The sequence below is a fragment of the Citrobacter sedlakii genome (assembly GCF_018128425.1).
GTDB classification, from domain to species: domain Bacteria; phylum Pseudomonadota; class Gammaproteobacteria; order Enterobacterales; family Enterobacteriaceae; genus Citrobacter_A; species Citrobacter_A sedlakii.
This window is the reverse complement of record NZ_CP071070.1, coordinates 1097682-1117283: the sequence shown is the minus strand read 5'-3', so window position 1 is coordinate 1117283 and position 19602 is coordinate 1097682. Positions and strand designations below refer to the sequence as shown.

Sequence of the window (19602 nt, the reverse complement as noted above, 5' to 3'; positions counted from 1 at the left end):
TCACCTGGCGGGATAATCCCGGTTAATCCATGCGTGGTCCTCTTCCCAGGTGAACATCCATTTGCGCACCGGCCCGGCCATCACGTTGAGGTAATAGCTGTCATACCCGGCCATCGTCGCCACCGGATGGTAGCCCTTCGGCACCATGACCACGTCGCGGTTGTAGACCGCCATGCACTCGTCCAGCGTTTTGTCGTCGGTGTAAACCCGCTGCATGCAGAACCCCTGCTCCGGTTTGAGGCGATGGTAGTAGGTCTCCTCCAGGTAGGTCTCCTGCGGCGGGTTATCCGTATCGTGCTTGTGGCTCGGGTACGAGCTGGTGCAGCCCTCACTGGTCCACACCTCCACCACCAGCAGGCTGTCGGCGGGCTTGTCTTGCGGCAGAATGTTGTGCACGTAGCGCTGATTATGCCCCTTGCCGCGCGCCTCACCCTCGATATCCTGCGGGGCAATCAGCCGCGTCGGATAAGCGCCTTTGCCGGGAGCGGCGCAGACCGCCAGCTCCAGCCTCGTCAGCGCCTTCACCTGCACCGTATCCTGCGGGGTGACGTAAACCGCCCACGGCTTGATGCGCTCGAACGGGCTCATCCGCTCACCAATGTCGTTAAACTGCGCGGAAGGCGTGCTGACGGAGGCGCGCCCGGCCACCAGCACCAGACAGCGCTCTTCGCTGACTGCGGGCAGCGTCAGCTGCTGCCCCTCCTGAAGTTCATAGGCCTCAAAGCCAACATATCCCCACCCCGCGCTTTGCGGCGTCACGGACTGGGTGCGTCCCTCAGCGTTCGGCTGTTGCCAGCGTGATAACAGACGTGACATGACACCTCCTCAGAAAAGCCCGGCGTCGCGCGCCAGGCGGCTCAGGTTGTTATAGCCCAGACGGGCGTAGGTCAGCGGGTGAGCAATCGCCGGATCCTGCTCGGCCTCCACCACCAGCCAGCCGTGATAGTCCTGCGCCTTCAGCAGACGCATAATCGGCGGGTAATCCACGCAGCCGTCGCCCGGCACGGTAAACACGCCGCTCAGCACCGCGTCGAGGAAGCTGGTTTTACGGTTTTTCACGTCCGCCAGCACGTCGGCGCGCACGTCTTTGCAGTGGACGTGGTTGATGCGCGACGCCCAGCGCTGCGCCACCGCCAGCGGATCGGCCCCGGCAAAGGTCAGATGCCCGGTGTCCAGCAGCAGCCCGACCTCTTCGCCGGTGTGGGTCATCAGGTTGTCCACGTCGTCGGCGGACTCAATCACCGTGCCCATATGGTGATGGTAGGCAATCTGAACCCCCTGCCGCTGCGTATAACGCGCAAACTCGGTGAGCTTCTCGCCGTACTCCTTCCAGCGATCCTGTGGGAAGCGCGGGCGCAGGTGCACCGGCGTCTGCTGTTCGCCGTGAATGCAGCCGCTCACCTCCGCAAAGACCAGCACCTTCGCCCCCAGCTCGCGCAGCAGCGTCAGGTGCGGCTGCACGGCGGCAATCTCCTCCTCCACGCTGCGCTCCAGCAGGCGGCCGGAATACCAGCCGGAGACCAGCTGCAGGTCGTGGCGCTGCAGTATGGGGCCAAGCAGGCGCGCTTCGCGCGGGAACTTATTGCCCAGCTCGAAGCCGGCAAAACCGGCCTCTTTGCCTTCGCTCAGGCAGGTCTCCAGCGGCGTCTCCGCGCCGAGCGAAGGCAGATCGTCGTTCGTCCACGTCAGCGGGTTGATGCCCAGTTGTACACTCATTGTCGTCTCCATTATGCGTGCCCGCGCTCGCGCCACCAGGCGATAAGCTGCAGGTAGTTGTCCCGAATGCGCGACACCAGCTGCGCATCGTCGATATCGTGCTTCAGCCATGCGCGGGAAGCGTCGCCGAACAGCGTGCGCCCCACGGCAAACCCCTTCACCAGATCGTGCCCCGCCGCGGCGTTAAACCCGGCGCGCAGCTGTTCTGCCGGCGCGTCCAGCCCGAGGATCACCACCCCGCGGCAGTGCGGATCCCGGCGTTGGATAATCTCGCCGAGCGCCGCCCAGCCGTCGGCTGAGAGCGGCGGCAGCTTCCACCAGTCCGGGTAAATGCCCAGGTTGTAGAAGCGGGAGATGGCGCGCAGGTAGAGCTCGTCGCTGCGCGGCATGGTCGCGGGCAGGATCACCTCCAGCAGCAGCTCGTGCCCGGACCGGCAGCAGGCGCGGTAGACTTCGGCAATTTTCTGCTCCTGCTCCAGGCGCAGGCCGTGGGCATCTTCCGGATGGAAAAAGACCAGGCACTTCACCACGTGCTCCTGCGGCCAGCTGATAAGCTGGGTGCCGATATTGCCGTGCTCCATTTCCAGCGGACGGGAGCCCGGCAGCTCAATGGGCCGCCCGATCCACCACCCTTCACCGGTAATGGCGTTGAGCGCGTCCTGGCCAAAGGTGCCGTCGCACAGCAGACCGGCTTTACCCTCCAGCCCGGCGCGGCTCGCCGCCTCGCGGCTGGCCTGCAGGATCAGCTGCTTCAGGGCCGGAATGCGCCCGAGCGACGCGCCGCACTGTATAGCCATATCCTCAAGCTGGCTGCGGTGATCGAAGGCCATCACGCACAGCTCCGGCCACTCGCGGCGGCGAGTGGTGACCCGGTGCAGATGGTTCAGGCGCGGATCAAGATCCGGACGCGGCACATTCGCGGCGCGGGAGAGATAATCGTCCAGCTCGATTTTGCTCGGCATCGCCGGGGCGCAGCCGTGGCGCGAGACAACCAGCGCGCCGCAGGCGTTGGCGTAGCGGCACGCCTGCTCCCAGCCCTCGTCGTTCAGGTAGCCGCGCAGCAGGCCGGACATAAACGCGTCCCCCGCGCCGAGAACGTTCAGCACCTCCACACGCACGCCGGTCACCGTCAGGCCGTCGTCCAGCCGTGGCGGAATGGCACCGGTATAGACCGAGCAGCCGAGCGCGCCGCGCTTGCAGACCAGCGTAGCCTGACTCACGTCGCGCACCCGTTCCAGCGCCTGTAAGGTATCCGTGCTGCCGCCCGCAATGTGGAACTCCTCCTCGGTGCCGACAATGACGTCGAAGAGGTGCAGCACTTCCTGAAGTTCACGAGTGACCTGATCGGCCGCGATAAAGCGCGTTTCGCCGTCGCCTAAGGAGGTCAGCCCCCACAGCACCGGGCGGTAATCAATGTCCAGCACCGTGCGCACGCCGTGACGACGGGCGTAGCCCAGCGCCGTCAGCACCGCCTCGCGGGTCTGCGGATGAGAAAGGTGAGTCCCGGTGATGGCAAGACACCGTGCGGAAGCGATGTAGCTTTCGTCCACATCGCTGGCGGTAATCGCCATATCCGCGCAGTTATCGCGGTAAAAAATCAGAGGAAAGGTGTCCCGGTCTTTAATGCCGAGCAGCACCAGCGCCGTGAGGCGTTCTTTATCGGTAATCAGATGGCTGGTGTCGCAGCCCACCTGGCTTAACTCTTCCCGCAGGAAGCGGCCCATATGTTCATCGCCCACGCGCGCCAGCATCGACGAGCGCAGGCCCTGACGCGCGGTACCGTACGCCACGTTGCCGGACGATCCGCCGAGATATTTGGCGAAGCTCGACGCATCCTCCAGGCGGGCGCCAATCTGCTGGCTGTAGAGGTCTACCGCCACGCGGCCCATGCATATCACATCAAACTGCTTTTCCACGTTGATACCTCTTCAGACAATGTCGTTCACGTTCAGCCAGCGGCCCTGCTGGTGCGAGAGTGCGATGGCGTCCAGCACGCGCGACACCTTCCAGCCCTCTTCGAAGTCCGGCCACATCGGGGCGTCGGCGGCAATGCCGTCCACCAGGTCGCGCACCTCCACCGTTTTTTGATCGTTAAAGCCGATCCCGTGGCCCGCGCCCATGCAGAACGCGGCGTAGTCCGGGTGCGCCGGGCCGACCAGCAACGTGCGGAACCCCTGGCGGTTGACCGGATCGTCATGCAGATAGAGCTTCAGCTCGGCCATGCGCTCCTGGGTAAAGCTGATGGCGCCTTTCGTCCCGGTGATGACGTACGACAGCCCCATCTTGCGGCCACAGGCGACGCGGGAGGTTTCAATGACGCCCTGCGCCCCACCCGCGAAGCGCACCATCGCGTGGGCTTGATCCTCGTTTTCGACGGCAACCATGTCCGACGAACCGACCTTCGCCGGGCGTTCCGGGACCACAATCTTCAGGTCGCCGCAGACCTGCTCAATCTCGCCCACCAGGTACTGGGCCATATTGACGATGTGCGCCGCGAGGTCGCCCAGCGCTCCCAGCCCGGCGGTCTCCCTGAAGCAGTGCCAGTGAATGGGCGACAGCGGGTCGGCCATATAGTCTTCGTTGTGGGTGCCGTAGAAGTGGATCACCTCGCCAATCTCGCCGCGGGCGATAATCTCCTTCGCCAGCTGCGCCGTCGGGTTTTTCATGTAGTTGAAGCCCACCAGGGTTTTCACCCCTGCCCGCCTGGCGGCGTCGACCATCTCGCGCGCGTCGTGGGCGTTCAGCGCCAGCGGCTTTTCCGAGTAAACGTGCTTGCCGTGGCGGATCGCCTCCAGCGCCATCTCTTTATGGAGATGGTTGGGCGAGCAAATATCCACCACGTCAATAGCCGGGTCGGCCACCAGCGCCCGCCAGTCTCCCGTTGAACGGTTGAAGCCAAACGCCCGGGCGCGCTCTGCCGCCAGCGTCGGGTTTACCTCGGCCACCATCTCGCGCACCAGCCTGCCGCGCAGGTTGAACACCGTCGGGGCCTGGGCATAGGCGATGGCGTGCGCCTTGCCGATATACCCGGTGCCGATTAATCCAATACGTACCTCTTTCATCACGATCCTCACAGTGCGCCGCGACGGCTCTTGGCGTAGGTGTCGAACGCCACCGCCAGAACGATAATTAATCCGGTGATAATCTGCTGGTAGTAGGCCGAGACGTTCATCAGCACCAGGCCGTTAATCAGAATACCCATGATGATGGAGCCGATGATGGTGCCGCCGATGCGCCCGTAGCCGCCCATCAGCGAGGTGCCGCCAATCACCACCGAGGCGATGACGCGCAGCTCAAAGGAGATCCCGGCGACCGCCTCGGCGCTCCCCAGACGCGCGCTGAGGATGAAGCCCGCCAGCCCCGCCAGGCAGCCAATCAGCACGTAGACGCTGACCAGCACGCGCTTCACGTTCACACCCGCCAGACGCGCCGCCTCCGGGTTGCCGCCGATGGCGTAGACGAAGCGGCCCCAGCGGGTTTTGTGCAGCGCCAGATAGCCGCCAACGGCGACGATGGCGAAGATCCAGATCGGAATGGAGATGCCGAGCAGCTCCCCGCGCCCCCACCAGCGGTAGCCCTGATCGAAACCGGCGATCGGCGCGCCGTCGTTAATCACCAGGGTCAGGCCGCGCCAGATGGTCATCCCCCCGAGGGTGACGATGAACGGCGGCAGGCGCAGGCGGGTGACGCCCAGACCGTGCAGAAAGCCAATCGCCGTCCCCATCGCCAGGCAAATCCCCAGCCCAATCAGCCAGCTCATGCCGCCCCAGGCGTTCGGGTCAACGGTGGTAAAGTTGTCGCCTTTGATCACGTACGCCGCGGTCATGGCGCACACCGCCAAAATGGAGCCGACGGAGAGGTCGATCCCGGCGGTCAGGATGACGAAGGTCATCCCCACGGCCATGATCCCGTAGATGGAGACCTCGGTCAGGATGTTGAAAATATTGCGTTCAGAGAAAAAGTTGCTGTTCTGCGACTGGAAGAAGATCAGCAGCAGGATCATGAAAATCAGCACCCCGAAGCGCTCGAAGAAGGCGATGGGATCGATGCGTCCGGCGCGTTTGCCCGGGGCCTGCGTTTTAGAAATCATCTGCGTCATGAGAAACTCCGTTATGCCGCGTTCAGGGCGTTGTGGTTGATGGCCATCATCGTCATCAGCCGTTCTTCGTTAGCGTCGTCGCCGTGGATCTCGCCGGTCACCCGGCCTTCGCTGAGGGTGATGATCCGGTCGGACACCGCCATCACTTCAGGCAGATCGGAGGAGATCACGATCACCGCCACGCCCTTTTTCGCCATGTCAAACAGCACCTGGTGCACTTCCGATTTGGTCCCCACGTCGATGCCGCGCGTCGGCTCGTCGACGATCAGCACCCGAGGATTGAGCGCCATGCAGCGCGCGAGGATCACTTTTTGCTGGTTACCGCCGGAGAGCTTGCGCACCTCCTGCTCGCTGTTGACCATTTTGATCTGCAGCGCCTGGCGGTAGGACTCAATCAGGTCGTCCTCTTTGCGGGTGTTCACGAACCAGCGCCACTGCAGCAGAGACGAAAGGCAGGAGAGCGACAGGTTGTCGCGAATCGACAGCCCCAGCACTGCCCCCTCTTTTTTGCGATCTTCCGGCACCAGCGCCACGCCCTGATCGAGGGCATACAGCGGATCGCGCGGCTGGTACGGCACGCCGTCCAGCTCAAAGCTGCCCGAGGTAAACGCGTCCGCGCCAAACAGGCAGCGCGCCACCTCGGTGCGTCCCGCGCCCACCAGCCCGGCAATGCCTAACACTTCCCCGGCGTGGACGTGGAAGCTGATGTCGTGCAGGGCGATGCCGTGCGGATCCAGTGGCGGCTTTTCGCGGCTCAGCCCCTTCACCGCCAGGCGGACAGGTTTATCTTCATGGTGGGTTTCGCTGGCGGGACGACGGTTAAACGCCACGTCGCGCCCGACCATCAGGCGAATCAGTTGTTCGACGGTGGTCTCCGCCACCGCGCCGGTACCGGTGAAACGACCGTCCTGAAACACGGTGAAGCGATCGCAAAGTTGAAACACTTCGTGCAGACGGTGGGTAACGTAAATAATGCTGACCCCACGCCCCTTTAGTTCCCGCACCACGCGGTGCAAACTTTCCACTTCGCTGTCGCTCAGCGCGGCGGACGGTTCGTCCATAACGATCAGCTTCGCGTTCAGGGTTAACGCGCGGGCGATCTCCACCATCTGCTGCTGCGCGACGCTCAGGCGGGCGACGGGCGTGGTCGGGGCGACGTTCAGTTGCAGGTAATCGAGGATGACCTGCGCCTCCTGATTCACCGCTTTCTCATCAACGATCAGGTTACGCCTGCGCGGCTCGCGCCCGAGAAACATGTTCTCCGCGACGGTCATGTTGGGCAGCAGGTTGAACTCCTGATAGATGGTGATAATGCCCTTGTTCTGCCGCTCCACCGGGGAGTCATCCACCGGCAGCGTTTCGCCGTTGAACCAGATCTCCCCGCGCGTTTGCGGCTGCGCCCCCGCGAGCGCCTTCAGCAGCGTGGATTTTCCCGCCCCGTTTTCCCCCAGCAGGGCGTGAATTTCTCCGCTGCCGACGGTCAGCTGAGCGCTGCTCAGCGCCCAGACGCCGGAAAAGCTTTTCGCCAGGTCGGTCACTTTCAGTAAGGGTTGCGACATCGGTCTGCTCCTCCTTCAGAGTGCGCCGCCGCTCGCGCGGCGGCTGCGGATAGATCAGTTACCGGCCTCGCCGATGCGCTCAGCCTGCTGCAGGTTCTCTTTGGTGATCAGCGTCGGCGGGTAGTCAGCCCCGGTGATGGCGGTTTTGTCGCGCACGTTGGCCACCAACTGGCTCATCGCCGTTTTGACCGCAAAGCCCGGACGCTGATCCGCCGTCACCGCCAGCCAGCCCTCGCGCACGCGGGCCAGCGCTTCCGGTACCGCATCAAAGCCGGTCACCAGTATTTCGCCCGGCTTCACGCCCTGGCTTTGCAGGGCTTCAATCGCCCCCAGCGCCATATCGTCGTTGGCGGAGAGGATCACCTGCGGGCGTTTCGGCAGAGATGGCAGGACGCTTTCAACGATGCGCATCCCTTCTGAACGCATCCAGTTGCCGGTCTGATCGGCGACGATCTTGTATTTGTCCCCGCCCGCCTTCAGGCTGTCGCGGATCCCTTTGGTGCGTTCAATATTGGAGGAGGAGCCGGGCTGACCGGTGAGCAGTATGATCTCCGCCCCGTTGGGGAATTTGCTTTTCACGAAGTCGCCAATCGCCTGGCCGCCTTTGTAATTGTTGGCGCCAAAGTGCGGCACCTTCTTCTGACTGTCGACGGAGCGGTCAAGGGTGACGACCGGCAGCTTCGCCTCCTGAATTTCATCCACCGCGCTGGAGACCGCGTTCACGTCGTTCGGGGAGACGATAAAGCCCTGCGCCCCGCGGGTGATGGCGTTTTCCAGGTCAGCCACCTGTTTTGGTGAACTGCCCTGCCCGTCCAGCACCTGAAGCTGCACGCCCATCTCTTTTGCGGCCTTCACCGCCGTGCGCTGCATGTGAACTTCAAACGGCATCGCCAGATTTGGCGTACTGAAAACAATTTGCTCGTTTTCGGCGAGGGCGGCCCCGGACGTTACGGCGATGAGGGCGGCTACGATCAGTTTTTTCATTATTATGTCTCTCTGTGTAGGGTGGGTGTGTTTAGAGGACGATCTCGCGCTGGCTGCGCAGCGACTCCAGCGCTTTATCCGCGAGGTACAGCGCTCGTTCGCCGTCATCGCCGCTACAATCCGGCACCGCTTCGCCGCGCAGGACCGCAACAAAGTGTTCCCATTCCGCGGCGTAAGCGGATTTGTAGCGCTGGAGGAAGAAGTGTTCCGGCAGCGCGCTGGTGCAGCCCTGTTTTCCGTAGTGCTGCACCTGGTTTTCAAGGATATTGCCCGCGCAGAGCAGCCCTTCGGAACCGTGCAGCTCCAGACGCTGGTCGTAGCCGTACGAGGAGCGGCGGCTGTTGACGATGGTCGCCATCGCGCCGGAGGCGTATTTGAGAACGATAAATGCGGTATCGATATCCCCCGCCTCGCCAATCGCCGGATCCACCAGGTTGCTGCCCTGGGCATACACCGACACCGGCTCTTCGCCCATGATGAAGCGCGCCATGTCAAAGTCGTGAATGGTCATGTCGCGGAACATGCCGCCGGAGACGCGCACGTACTCCGCAGGCGGCGGAGACGGATCGCGGGAAATAATCAGCAGCGATTCCGGTTTGCCGATGCGCCCGGCCTGGGCCTCGGTTTTCACGCGGCGGAACTGCGGGTCGAAGCGGCGGTTAAAGCCGATGAACAGCGGCACGTCGTACTCTTTGACCACCTTCAGGCAGTCGCGCACGCGGGCGAGGTCGAGGTGTACCGGCTTTTCGCAGAAGATGGCTTTGCCGTGACGGGCGGCCAGTTCAATCAGATCCGCGTGGGTATCCGTTGCCGAAGCAATCAGTACGGCATGAACGTCAGGGTCGGTCATCGCCTCCTCCAGGCTCTGCTGACGGGCCTGATACTGCATGGCGAGACGGGTGGCAAATGCCTGATTCGGGTCGACCACCGACCACAGCGTGGTCGCACTGTGGCTGGCGATGTTAGCTGCATGTACCTGGCCGATTCGGCCAGCGCCCAGTAAAGCAATGTTAAACATAACGGCTCCCGGTGTTGGTGAATGCAATGAACTAACGACCCTTTAAATAAAACATTTATTTCATTTTTATAAATAGTGAAAATTATGTTTTTGAGTGCGAGTTAACAGTTTTGAGATGAACGAGATAATTTTTGTTATCAATCTCACAACATGAGCGGCGATATACGGAAAGAACATCGCCCTCTCCCGGATGGGGAGGGCGCGGAAAACACAGGAAGAGAAAATGAAATGAAAATTTCGTTACGACGGGAAAACTAATACTGACGCGCTTTTTTTACCTGCGCTTGCGTCAACGCGGCGGCTTCGCGCACCGCGGGCGAGTCTGCCACCTGCGCATCGCCGGTTCGCCACCACGAGGCGTAATCGTGGGTCATGGTCTTCGGCAGCACCTTAATGTCCAGCAGCGTCGGGCCAGGATGGGCGCGGGACGCCACCAGCGCCGCCAGCAGGCCTGGTTCATCGTGTACCCGCCACGCGCGGCAGCCGTAACTTTCCGCGTTTTGCGCGAAATCGACCTTCACCAGCGGTCCGTCAAGTTGCCCGGTTTCCGGGTTACGTCGGCGATTTTCGGTGCCAAAGCTTCCCATACCGTGCCCCATTTGCAGGTTGTTAATGCAGCCGAAGCTGGCGTTATCAAACAGCAGAACGGTGATCTTAACGCCCTCCTGCACCGCGGTTTGCAGCTCGGAGTGCAGCATCATGTAGGAGCCATCCCCCACCATGGCGTATACCGGCTGTTCGGGGCTCGCAAGCTTCGCGCCAATGGCTGCCGCTATTTCGTAGCCCATGCAGGAGTAGCCGTACTCAAGGTGATAGGTGTCGGGCGTTTTGACCTGCCAGAGGCGCTGCAAATCTCCCGGCAGCGATCCGGCTGCCCCCACCACGATGGCGTTGTCTTCAACATGCTGGTTGATCAGCCCCAGCACCCGCGTCTGGGTCAGCCGGGTGTTGAGCGTCTCGCCGTATTCCGCCAGCTGCGCGTCCAGGTGTCCCGCCACCTCGGGCGCATCTGCCGGATGCCACTGGCGATCCCACAGGCGGCGGCACTCGTCGCGCCAGGCGGTTTTCGCCTGAGCAATCTCCTCCCCCCAGCCGCTGCGGTAATCCTTCAGCGCATGAGTCAGGGCCTGCAGCCCGGTCCGGGCATCGGCAACCAGCGCGGTGGCGTCCAGCTTCAGGGCGTCAAATTCGGCCACGTTCAGCAGCAGAAATTCGACGTCCGGATGGGCAAACAGTGCCTTGGAGCCGGTGGTAAAGTCGGTCAGGCGCGTGCCGACGCCAATTACCAGGTCGGCCTGTGGCGCAAGCTGGTTGGCCGCCAGCCCGCCGGTGACGCCAACCCCGCCCAGATTAAGCGGGTGGTCACTGACCAGCGCCCCCTTTCCGGCCTGGGTTTCGGCAAACGGCAGATGCAGCGTCTCGACAAATTCGCGCAACGCCTCATGCGCGCCGGAATAACGTACCCCACCGCCGCACACCACCAGCGGGCGACGCTTACGGGCAATCAGTGCCCGCGCGTGTTCAAGCCGCTGGGAGTCGGGCGGTCGACGTTCAATGTGATGCACGCGACGGGCAAAAAAGCTCATCGGATAATCCCAGACCTCGCCCTGTACGTCCTGTGGCAAACAAATGGTCACCGCGCCCGTATCCGCGGGGTCAGTGAGTGCTCGCATCGCATTGAGCATGGCGCTCATCAGCTGCTCCGGTCGGTTGATGCGGTCCCAGTAGCGGGAGACAGGACGGAAGCAGTCGTTGGTGCTGATGCTGAGATCGTGATACTGCTCAATTTGTTGCAAGACCGGGTCCGGCTGGCGGCTGGCGTAGATATCTCCCGGCAGTAGCAGCAGCGGGATGCGGTTCGCGGTGGCCGTAGCTGCAGCGGTCACCATATTGGCGGCGCCCGGCCCGACGGAGGAGGTGACGGCAAAAATACGCTGACGGCGATGCTGTTTGGCGAATCCCGTCGCCATATGGGCGATGCCCTGCTCGTTGCAGCCCTGCATTACCTGCAGATGGCCCGGATCCTGCTCCAGCGCCTGGCCGATACCCAGCACGTTACCGTGTCCGAAGATAGTGGCCACGCCCTCCACGAAGGGCGTTTCGTTGCCGTCAACGCTGACATACTGTTGATTAAGGAACCGGACCAGCGCCTGGGCCATGGTCATACGTTCGGTTTGCATAACACCTCCTGTCAGCCCAACGTCGGCATAGAGAATGCCGCGCCGCTGTCCTGCTGCATTTCCGGCCAGCGCGCGGTAATGGTTTTCATGCGGGTGTAGAAACGCACGCCGTCGTTGCCGTGGACGTTGAGCGCGCCAAAAATCGAGCGCTTCCAGCCGCCGAAGCTGTGGAACGCCATCGGCACCGGGATCGGCACGTTGACGCCCACCATACCCGCCTGCACCTCTTCGCAGAAGCGGCGCGCGCAGCCGCCGTCGCGGGTGAAAATGGCGGAGCCATTACCATATTCATGGCGGTTAATCAGGTCCACCGCGCTGGCATAATCTGCTACGCGCACCACAGAAAGCACCGGACCGAAAATTTCTTCTTTATAGATGGTCATCTCCGGGGTGACGTTATCGAACAGCGTCGGCCCGACGAAGTAGCCCTGCTCGTGGTCCTGCACGCTAAAGCCGCGGCCGTCCACGCGAAGCTTCGCCCCTTGCGCTTCCCCGCTGTCGATGTAGCCCAGCACCTTGCTGCGGTGCGCGGCGGAGATGAGCGGCCCCATTTCGTTTTCCGGCGTCTGGTCCAGACCCGGCCCAACGCGCAGTGCGGCAATCTGTTTTTCCAGCCGGGCGCAAAGGTCATCAGCGGTTTTATCGCCCACCGCCAGCACCACCGAGAGCGCCATGCAGCGCTCGCCCGCCGCGCCGTAGGCCGCCCCCATAATGGCGTTGGCCGCCATCTCCATGTCGGCATCCGGCATTAAAATACAGTGATTTTTCGCACCGCCCAGCGCCTGACAGCGTTTGCCGTGGGCGGAGGCGGTCTGGTAAATGTATTCCGCAATCGGCGTGGAGCCGACAAAGCTCACCGCCTGCACGCGCGGGTCGGTCAGGAGCACGTCAACGGACTCCTTATCCCCCTGCACCACGTTGAACACGCCGTCCGGCAGGCCGGCCTCTTTCAGCAGCTGCGCCAGCGCCAGCGCGAGAGAAGGATCTTTTTCCGACGGCTTCAGTACGAAGGTGTTGCCGGTCGCCAGCGCAATCGGGAACATCCACATCGGCACCATCGCCGGGAAGTTAAACGGCGCGATCCCGACGCAGACCCCGAGCGGCTGCATCAGCGAGTGGCTGTCGACGCCGGTACCGACGTTCGCAGAGTGTTCCCCCTTTTGCAGATGCGGGATGCCGCAGGCAAATTCCACCACTTCCAGACCGCGGGTCAGTTCCCCCACCGCGTCGGAGAAAACCTTGCCGTGCTCTTCGCTGATGATGCGGGCCAGCGTTTCCATGTGCTCTTCGAGCAGCGCCTTGAAACGGAACATCACCCGCGCACGCTTAAGCGGAGCCTGGCGTGCCCACGCGGGAAAGGCCTGCTGCGCGGCGGCAACCGCCTGCTCAGCCTCCTGCGCCGTACTCATCACCACCTGGCGGATCTGCTCGCCGGTGGCCGGGTTGAAGATCGCCTGAACGCGCTGGCCTGAACCGGTGACACATTCGCCGTGAATAAAATTCGCTACCGTCTCCATCCTTAACCTCTCGCTGTGGGTTCGTGATTGTTACCTGAACGCTCTTTATGAAATCACTATATATGAAATAAATATTCCATTTTAAGTTGAAATAAAACAAATAGTGATTATTGTGATCAAGGATGGATTTTTATGTTAACAGCCGCAATACGCAGGATAAGCCGATCTTTCGAGGTTTTCAGAGAGGGAAAAGCGTGAATCTTCTGTTTCATTTTTGCCGCGAATCGGACGTCCGACATTTAAAAGAAGCGGCTTTACGTTTAGAATCAGAAAACTAACCCAGGGGGATCAATGAGTACCGCAACCAACCTGAACGAACTGCAACAGCAAATCCGCGATCGCTACGACAGCCTGAGCAAAAGGTTGCAGCAGGTGTCCCGCTATGTGCTGGATAACACTAATAGCGTGGCCTTTGATACGGTCGCTGTCATTGCCGAGCGCGCCGGAGTGCCGCCCTCCACGCTCATCCGCTTCGCCAACGCCTTTGACTTCACCGGTTTCAATGAAATGAAACAGCTGTTTCGCATGAACCTGGTTGAAGAGACCGCCAGCTACAGCGACCGCGCCCGCCTGTTTCGCGAAATGGAAAGCGAAGCGGTGCCGGAAACGCCGCTGGATATTTTGCAGGAATTCGCCCGCTCAAATGCGCAGGCGCTACAGCAGCTTGCCGCCCGTGCCGAACCGGCAATGCTGGAACAAGCGGTGCAACTGCTGGCGGAAGCCGACACTATCTATGTCGCCGGTTTACGTCGCTCGTTCAGCGTTGCCGCTTACCTCACCTACGCCCTGAGCCATCTGGCCTGCCGTCCTATACTGCTCGACGGGATGGGCGGGATGCTGCGCGAACAGATCAACCGTATTAGCTCACGCGATATCGTGGTTTCCGTCAGTTTCTCGCCCTATGCGGAAGAGACGGTGATGGTGAGCGAAACCGCGGCGAAGGCCGGCGCGCGTCAGATTGTCATCACCGACAGTCAGATAAGTCCACTGGCCACGTTCAGTGAACTCTGCTTTGTGGTGAAAGAGGCGCAGGTTGACGCGTTTCGCTCCCAGTCCGCAACGCTGTGTCTGGTACAGTCGCTGGTCGTGGCGCTGGCTTACCGGTTGGGCGACAAGGGAAGCGCCTGACCGTAAACCGGTAAAAAACGCGTTCTTCGCTCGCACGTTAGCGTGGTTCCATCGACAAGGCGCTGGCGCTGGCAGGGTCGAAAAGGGAAAGGCTTTCTATCTGATCCAGCATAATCACCTTGCGGAAGTCCATTGCGCTTCTGGGCTCTGAATCCAGCGTAATGTCATGCTCGGCGTACCATTTGCTGTAGTTGTGCTCAATGCACAGGTTCATTTTTTCCCCGTCACGATAGCCGCTCAGCATTGGAATCAGCACGATGTTGGCCGTTTTTTCATATTCCAGCGTGGCGGTATGGATCATGCCGATATAAATTCGCCGCGATTTGAGCGTCACCAGCGCCAGTTCCCCTTGTTCCATACACTGATACAGCAGCTGTTCAATACCGCTCGAGCGCGCCAGACGCTTATACAGCGTTTTCCGGTCTTCACCGTCCAGCCTGGCGCTGCCCGCCCAGTTAGAACGATAAAGGCAAAACAGGATGGCAAAGGCCAGCATCACCACCACCGGCGCCTGGATGCCGAGAAAGCTCCAGTTCATAAATTCAATTTGCCAGTCGGCATATTTCTGCGAAGTGATCTGAAAGGTATTGTCAGCGGCGGAGAGCGCCAATAACAGCAGCCAGAGCAGCCCGGTAGCAAGGACGCCCTGCAACACAAAAATGCAGCCATACAGCGCCACCAGAAAATAGACATCCCAGCCAAACGATCGTTTGATCTTAAAACGTGTGGACAGATCGCGACTGGTGTACCAGTATCCGCACACCATCAGCACCATAAATATCGCCGTTCCCATGTCATGCCCTCTTCAGCGCGTTAACATGACGCTGGAAATCGTGTTGCACTTCTCTGCTTTTAAAATTAACCGAGGCATTACCGTCCTGGTCGATAATAATGCGGTCGCCATCCTCCACCGCTTCGATTATTTCCTGATGGCTCATCACCTGTAACAGCGACTCCGGGCTGGAAAAAATGGACATAAACAGGCGTTTCATTACGCAACCTCCTCATAAACAAAAAGGATAAGTCTGGTCGGCATTCGCAGCGGCTGCCTTAAGGTTATGCTGAAAAGCCCTGGTTACGTCATGCGATTAGTACAACGCGGCGCGGCCAGCGCGTGCCGTTGCGTGCGCGCTGGGTTAATTCACCCGCCATACCGCTTAATAATTTCGTTGCGCAATCATTAAAAAAATATTAGTAAAGTCCGAATACATACTTTCAGAATAATCAGCTTGCTTTTAAGAATTTTATACGTATATTACGATTCGCTAACATTATCCGTACAAAGAATGATCCTGCTGGAGTCCATTACAGCGGCACGTTCGCCCGTCATGTAGCCAGCGCCGTTAATGATTTTAAGGAAAAAACATGTATGTTCTTGCATTGATCTTCGCGCTTGCAGGCGGAGAGTCAAAGAGTGAAGTGATTGGCGCATACAGTACCCTCGCGCAATGCGAGGCGGCATCCGAGACAAAATCGTCCCCCACCCAATGCTTCTTTCTCGACCCGGAAAAAGGGTTAGTGGATGTGAAACAGAGCGATCGTTCAGCAACGCAAAAATAAAGCGAATTGTAATAATCGTGATATCAATAAATATCCTCTTAGCGTCAACGCGATTATTTTATTTTGTGTATGGATGCATTTAGCGTTCAGAAATCATTATTTTCATTTACAGTTTTTTCTTAAAGCCAGCGCTTCGTTGACCTGCCATGCTTAATCACGCATTTAACTGATAACGTTAAGCGAGGATATTATGAAAAAAACAACGATCGCCTTATCTGCTCTTCTGCTGGCTTCCCCAGTTTTTGCCGCGACCACACACGCCACCGATAATGACGTAGCCGCCGCGCACGAAAATGCCAATACCGCCAAAGAGAAACTGCACCAGGCGCAAAACCAGGGTGAAGAACAGCAGCTAAAAGCAAAACATGCAGCCGAAGGCACCCGCAACGACCTGAGCAGTAAAGTTAGCGAAGGTTCTCAGGAAGCCTGGAATAAAACCAAAGAAGGCACCGAGAAAGGCTGGAATGCCACTAAAGAAGGCGCAGAAAAAGGCTGGAATAAGACCAAAGAAGGCGCCGCCTCGGTTGAGAAAAAGGTCAGCGAATAATTCTTCTCCCCTGACTGAAGCCGCGAAAGCGGCTTTTTTTATTTCAGGCCGCAGAACATATTTTTCGTGCGTTCCCGCCAGGTTAAACGCTAATGCGTCATGACCAGAAACCGCACTCTTACGCGTAACCCGCCCAGTGTTTCGCTGCGAGTCAATTGCGGATGGGTGCGGTGTAGCCGGGCAATATCATTGACCAGCGCCAGGCCGATCCCCGCGCCGGGCTGGGAGCCTGCGTTTTCCAGCCGGTGAAACGGCAACAGCGCCTGGGGGATCTGGTCGTCGTCTATTCCCGGCCCGCTGTCCTCTACCACCAGCACCACGGCCTCGCCCTCGCGGTCAAGCCTTGCCGTCACCGTTCCCTGCGGCGGCGTGTATTTCAAGGCATTGTCCAGGAGATTACCGCACAGTTCGCCCAGTAAGACCTCATCCCCCTCCATCCAGACCGACGCCTGTACGCCCTCGTAGCCGAGATCGATCTGTTTACTGCGCGCCTGCGCCAGTCGGGTAAAACAGCTTTGCTGCACTACGGCGAACAGATCTACCGGCGCAAACTGGCGCTCGCCCTGCTCTTTGCGCTTTACCGCCGAAAGCTGCAACAGCCTTTCGGTAAGCAGAATGGTATTGTCCAGCGTTGTGCTCATCGCCCGTAAGCTCTCGTACCATTGCTGCGGCTCCCGGCTCGCCAGCGCCACCGCCGCCTGGGTTTTCAACACCGCCAGTGGCGTTTTTAACTGATGAGACGCGTCGGCGCTAAAACGTTCCTGACGCGAGATCAGCACGCGCAGCCGGTCAAGGTAACGGTTGAAGGCCACGATCAGCAGGCGAGTTTCCGACCACGGCAGCAGTTCCGGTAACGGCGTGAGCAACCCCGGCTCACGGCGGACCATCAGCGAAGAGAGCTGGCGCATGGGTTTGAGCACCCGACGCAGCAACCAGCCGACCAGCACCAGCGTCAGCAACACCAACAGCCCCTGCGTGACCCAGGACGAAAACAGCAGTTGTCCCGCCAGATAGCGCCGGGACTGTAGCGTTTCGGCCACGTAGATTTCCGCCATTCCGACGATCCCGCCTTCGTTCACCGGCTGCAGCAAACGCGCGACGCGTATCGCCTGCCCGCGATATTGGGTGTGATAAAACCACGCCAGCGCCGGATAAAGCCGGGTTCGCGAGGTCGCAGGCGGCATCACGGGCATATCGTCATAGCCGGAGATCACCCGCCCCGCCGGATCCACCACTTTGTAATACAACCGATCGTTCATGTTGAGCTCAAAGCTGTCCAGCACCACCCACGGAACGTTGACCTCCAGCCTGCCGTTACGCACTTCCAGCCGTTCCGCCACCGTGCGTGCAGAAGAAAGCAGCGTGCGATCATAGGCCTGGGTCGCGGCCTGTAGCGCGCTGACATAGCTGTTAAATGCCGACAGTCCCCACAGCAGGAGCAACGGTAGCCCCAGAAACAGCAGCAGTTGCAGGTACAGCGACTGCGGTTTAACCCACCTCATCGCCGCACTCCAGCACGTAGCCCAACCCGCGCAGGGTTGTGATTCGCACGTTGCTGCCGTGTAGTTTTTTGCGCAGGCGATGAATATACAGTTCGATGCTTTCCGGGCTGACTTCATCGTTCAGACTGAATACCTGTTCAAACAACTGCTGACGCGACACCGGGCGCGTTCGCCGGTACATCAGCACCGTCAGTAGCGCCAGCTCTCGCGGGGTGAGCGCCAGCGGCTGCTGCTGAAGCAAAAAATACCCCTCGTCGTGAAACGCCAGATCGCCCAGTTGCTGGAGCTCCTGCACCTGGCCCGCACTGCGCCGCAGCAGGGCGCGCAGCCGCGCGTCAAGCTCCTCCAGCTCAAACGGCTTGGGCAGGTAGTCATCTGCGCCGACGTTCAGCCCCTTTACCCGATCCGCCACCGCGCTGCGTGCTGTTAACAACAGGACGGGCAGCGTCTGCCCACGTTTGCGCAGACGCTGCACCACTTCCAGCCCGTCAATACCGGGCATATTGATGTCCAGCACCGCCAGCGCATAGCTTTCGCGGTGCAACAGATGGTCGGCAGCCAGTCCGTCGAACACGCAGTCCACGGCGAACCCGTTCTGCACCAGCGCTTTTTCCAGCCAGTGAGCCAGCTCACGGTTATCTTCCGCCAATAAGAGACGCATATCACATCCTGTAAAGTTTCTGCCGCAATGAAAGGGAAATGAAAGGTTAATGTTTTAACAATCACGCAACCGAACTGCTACATGCAGGTTCACATAATCAAAAAAATGTTGTTCCAAACCCTACTATCCGGGCATCCGGCGTGAGGATAAACAATGAAAAAACAATTACTTCGTACTCTTACTGCAAGCGTTTTACTGATGAGCACCTCTGTACTGGCGCAGGACGCGCCGTCACGTACCGAATGTATCGCCCCGGCGAAGCCCGGCGGCGGCTTTGATCTTACCTGCAAACTGATCCAGGTAAGCATGATGGAAACCGGCGCTATCGAAAAACCGATGCGCGTCACCTATATGCCCGGCGGCGTCGGCGCGGTGGCCTATAACGCCATCGTGGCGCAGCGTCCGGCCGAGCCCGGGACAGTGGTCGCCTTCTCCGGCGGCTCGCTGTTAAACCTGTCGCAGGGGAAATTTGGCCGCTACGGCGTTGATGATGTGCGCTGGCTGGCGAGTGTGGGCACCGACTACGGCATGATCGCCGTACGCGCCGACTCGCCGTGGAAGTCGCTGAAGGATCTGCTCACCGCCATGGAAAAAGATCCCAACAGCGTGGTAATTGGCGCAGGCGCGTCTATCGGCAGCCAGGACTGGATGAAGTCGGCGCTGCTGGCGCAACAGGCGAAGGTCGATCCGCACAAGATGCGCTATGTCGCCTTTGAGGGCGGCGGCGAGCCGGTGACCGCGCTGATGGGCAACCACGTGCAGGTTGTCTCCGGCGATCTCAGCGAAATGGTGCCATACCTGAACGGCGACAAAATTCGCGTGCTCGCGGTGTTCTCAGAAAATCGCCTGCCGGGACAGTTGGCTGACGTCCCGACCGCCAAAGAGCAGGGCTACGATCTGGTCTGGCCGATCATTCGCGGTTTCTATGTTGGCCCGAAAGTGAGCGACGCCGAATACCAGTGGTGGGTGCAGACGTTCGAAAAGCTGCAGCAGACCGAAGAATTTAAAAAGCAGCGCGATCTGCGCGGCCTGTTTGAATTCAACATGACCGGCAAAGCCCTTGACGAGTATGTCAAAAAACAAGTTACCGGTTACCGGGATCAGGCCAAAGCCTTCGGCCTGGCTAAATAA

General features: G+C 60.1%; 18 protein-coding genes. 4 read left to right on the top strand and 14 right to left on the bottom strand.

Annotation, left to right across the window (positions count from 1 at the left end; genetic code table 11):
- The 10 genes from iolB to JY391_RS05270 form a co-directional block, all read right to left on the bottom strand.
- On the bottom strand, positions 1–816 hold the full coding sequence (gene iolB / locus JY391_RS05315) for a 5-deoxy-glucuronate isomerase (protein ID WP_211935337.1): 816 nt from the start codon (positions 814–816) through the stop codon (positions 1–3).
- A gap of 9 nt (positions 817–825) precedes the next feature.
- Positions 826–1716: a myo-inosose-2 dehydratase gene (gene iolE, locus JY391_RS05310; RefSeq protein ID WP_200035379.1), complete on the bottom strand. Its 891-nt coding sequence runs from the start codon at positions 1714–1716 to the stop codon at positions 826–828.
- Positions 1717–1727: 11 nt separating this feature from the next.
- Complete coding sequence (locus JY391_RS05305; protein ID WP_211935336.1) at positions 1728–3632, bottom strand: bifunctional 5-dehydro-2-deoxygluconokinase/5-dehydro-2-deoxyphosphogluconate aldolase; 1905 nt, start codon at positions 3630–3632, stop codon at positions 1728–1730.
- Between the two features lie 12 nt (positions 3633–3644).
- A complete protein-coding gene (locus tag JY391_RS05300) occupies positions 3645–4778 on the bottom strand; it encodes a Gfo/Idh/MocA family protein (RefSeq protein WP_211935335.1) in 1134 nt (377 codons plus the stop codon).
- 8 nt (positions 4779–4786) lie between these two features.
- Positions 4787–5815 (bottom strand): ABC transporter permease, encoded by a 1029-nt coding sequence (locus tag JY391_RS05295; RefSeq protein ID WP_211935334.1) that lies wholly within the window; start codon positions 5813–5815, stop codon positions 4787–4789.
- 11 nt (positions 5816–5826) lie between these two features.
- Positions 5827–7374: a sugar ABC transporter ATP-binding protein gene (locus JY391_RS05290; protein WP_211935333.1), complete on the bottom strand. Its 1548-nt coding sequence runs from the start codon at positions 7372–7374 to the stop codon at positions 5827–5829.
- 54 nt (positions 7375–7428) lie between these two features.
- The gene (locus JY391_RS05285; protein WP_042288441.1) at positions 7429–8358 is read right to left on the bottom strand and encodes a sugar ABC transporter substrate-binding protein; all 930 of its coding nucleotides are present in this window, start codon (positions 8356–8358) and stop codon (positions 7429–7431) included.
- Between the two features lie 31 nt (positions 8359–8389).
- Complete coding sequence (gene iolG / locus JY391_RS05280) at positions 8390–9376, bottom strand: inositol 2-dehydrogenase (RefSeq protein WP_042288443.1); 987 nt, start codon at positions 9374–9376, stop codon at positions 8390–8392.
- Between the two features lie 254 nt (positions 9377–9630).
- Entirely contained in the window at positions 9631–11556 is a 1926-nt protein-coding gene (gene iolD, locus JY391_RS05275; RefSeq protein WP_211935332.1) for a 3D-(3,5/4)-trihydroxycyclohexane-1,2-dione acylhydrolase (decyclizing), read from the bottom strand.
- Positions 11557–11567: 11 nt separating this feature from the next.
- Entirely contained in the window at positions 11568–13073 is a 1506-nt protein-coding gene (locus JY391_RS05270; RefSeq protein WP_211935331.1) for a CoA-acylating methylmalonate-semialdehyde dehydrogenase, read from the bottom strand.
- Positions 13074–13364: 291 nt separating this feature from the next.
- On the opposite strand from JY391_RS05270, the gene JY391_RS05265 reads away from it, so the two are divergent.
- Positions 13365–14201, top strand: a complete 837-nt coding sequence (locus tag JY391_RS05265; protein ID WP_060569154.1) for a MurR/RpiR family transcriptional regulator — start codon at positions 13365–13367, stop codon at positions 14199–14201.
- A 37-nt stretch (positions 14202–14238) separates the two neighbouring features.
- Here the strand turns inward: JY391_RS05265 and JY391_RS05260 are convergent, their stop codons facing one another.
- Both JY391_RS05260 and JY391_RS05255 read right to left on the bottom strand, forming a co-directional pair.
- Positions 14239–14994: a hypothetical protein gene (locus tag JY391_RS05260; RefSeq protein WP_060569153.1), complete on the bottom strand. Its 756-nt coding sequence runs from the start codon at positions 14992–14994 to the stop codon at positions 14239–14241.
- 1 nt (position 14995) lies between these two features.
- The gene (locus JY391_RS05255; RefSeq protein ID WP_060569152.1) at positions 14996–15193 is read right to left on the bottom strand and encodes a hypothetical protein; all 198 of its coding nucleotides are present in this window, start codon (positions 15191–15193) and stop codon (positions 14996–14998) included.
- 373 nt (positions 15194–15566) lie between these two features.
- Between JY391_RS05255 and JY391_RS05250 the strand changes: the two genes are divergently transcribed.
- Both JY391_RS05250 and JY391_RS05245 read left to right on the top strand, forming a co-directional pair.
- Complete coding sequence (locus tag JY391_RS05250) at positions 15567–15761, top strand: DUF1482 family protein (protein ID WP_060569151.1); 195 nt, start codon at positions 15567–15569, stop codon at positions 15759–15761.
- 190 nt (positions 15762–15951) lie between these two features.
- Positions 15952–16308: a KPN_00521 family repetitive protein gene (locus tag JY391_RS05245; protein WP_060569150.1), complete on the top strand. Its 357-nt coding sequence runs from the start codon at positions 15952–15954 to the stop codon at positions 16306–16308.
- A gap of 89 nt (positions 16309–16397) precedes the next feature.
- Here the strand turns inward: JY391_RS05245 and JY391_RS05240 are convergent, their stop codons facing one another.
- Together JY391_RS05240 and tctD are read right to left on the bottom strand one after the other, a co-directional pair.
- Positions 16398–17810: a sensor histidine kinase gene (locus tag JY391_RS05240; RefSeq protein ID WP_200035387.1), complete on the bottom strand. Its 1413-nt coding sequence runs from the start codon at positions 17808–17810 to the stop codon at positions 16398–16400.
- Positions 17797–18471: a transcriptional regulator TctD gene (tctD, locus tag JY391_RS05235; protein WP_042288453.1), complete on the bottom strand. Its 675-nt coding sequence runs from the start codon at positions 18469–18471 to the stop codon at positions 17797–17799. Before tctD ends, JY391_RS05240 begins: the two co-directional genes overlap by 14 nt.
- Positions 18472–18624: 153 nt before the next feature.
- Here tctD and JY391_RS05230 point away from each other — a divergent pair, with 153 nt between their 5' ends.
- Positions 18625–19602 carry a Bug family tripartite tricarboxylate transporter substrate binding protein gene (locus JY391_RS05230; RefSeq protein WP_211935330.1) on the top strand — a complete coding sequence of 326 codons (978 nt, stop codon included), beginning with the start codon at positions 18625–18627 and terminating at the stop codon, positions 19600–19602.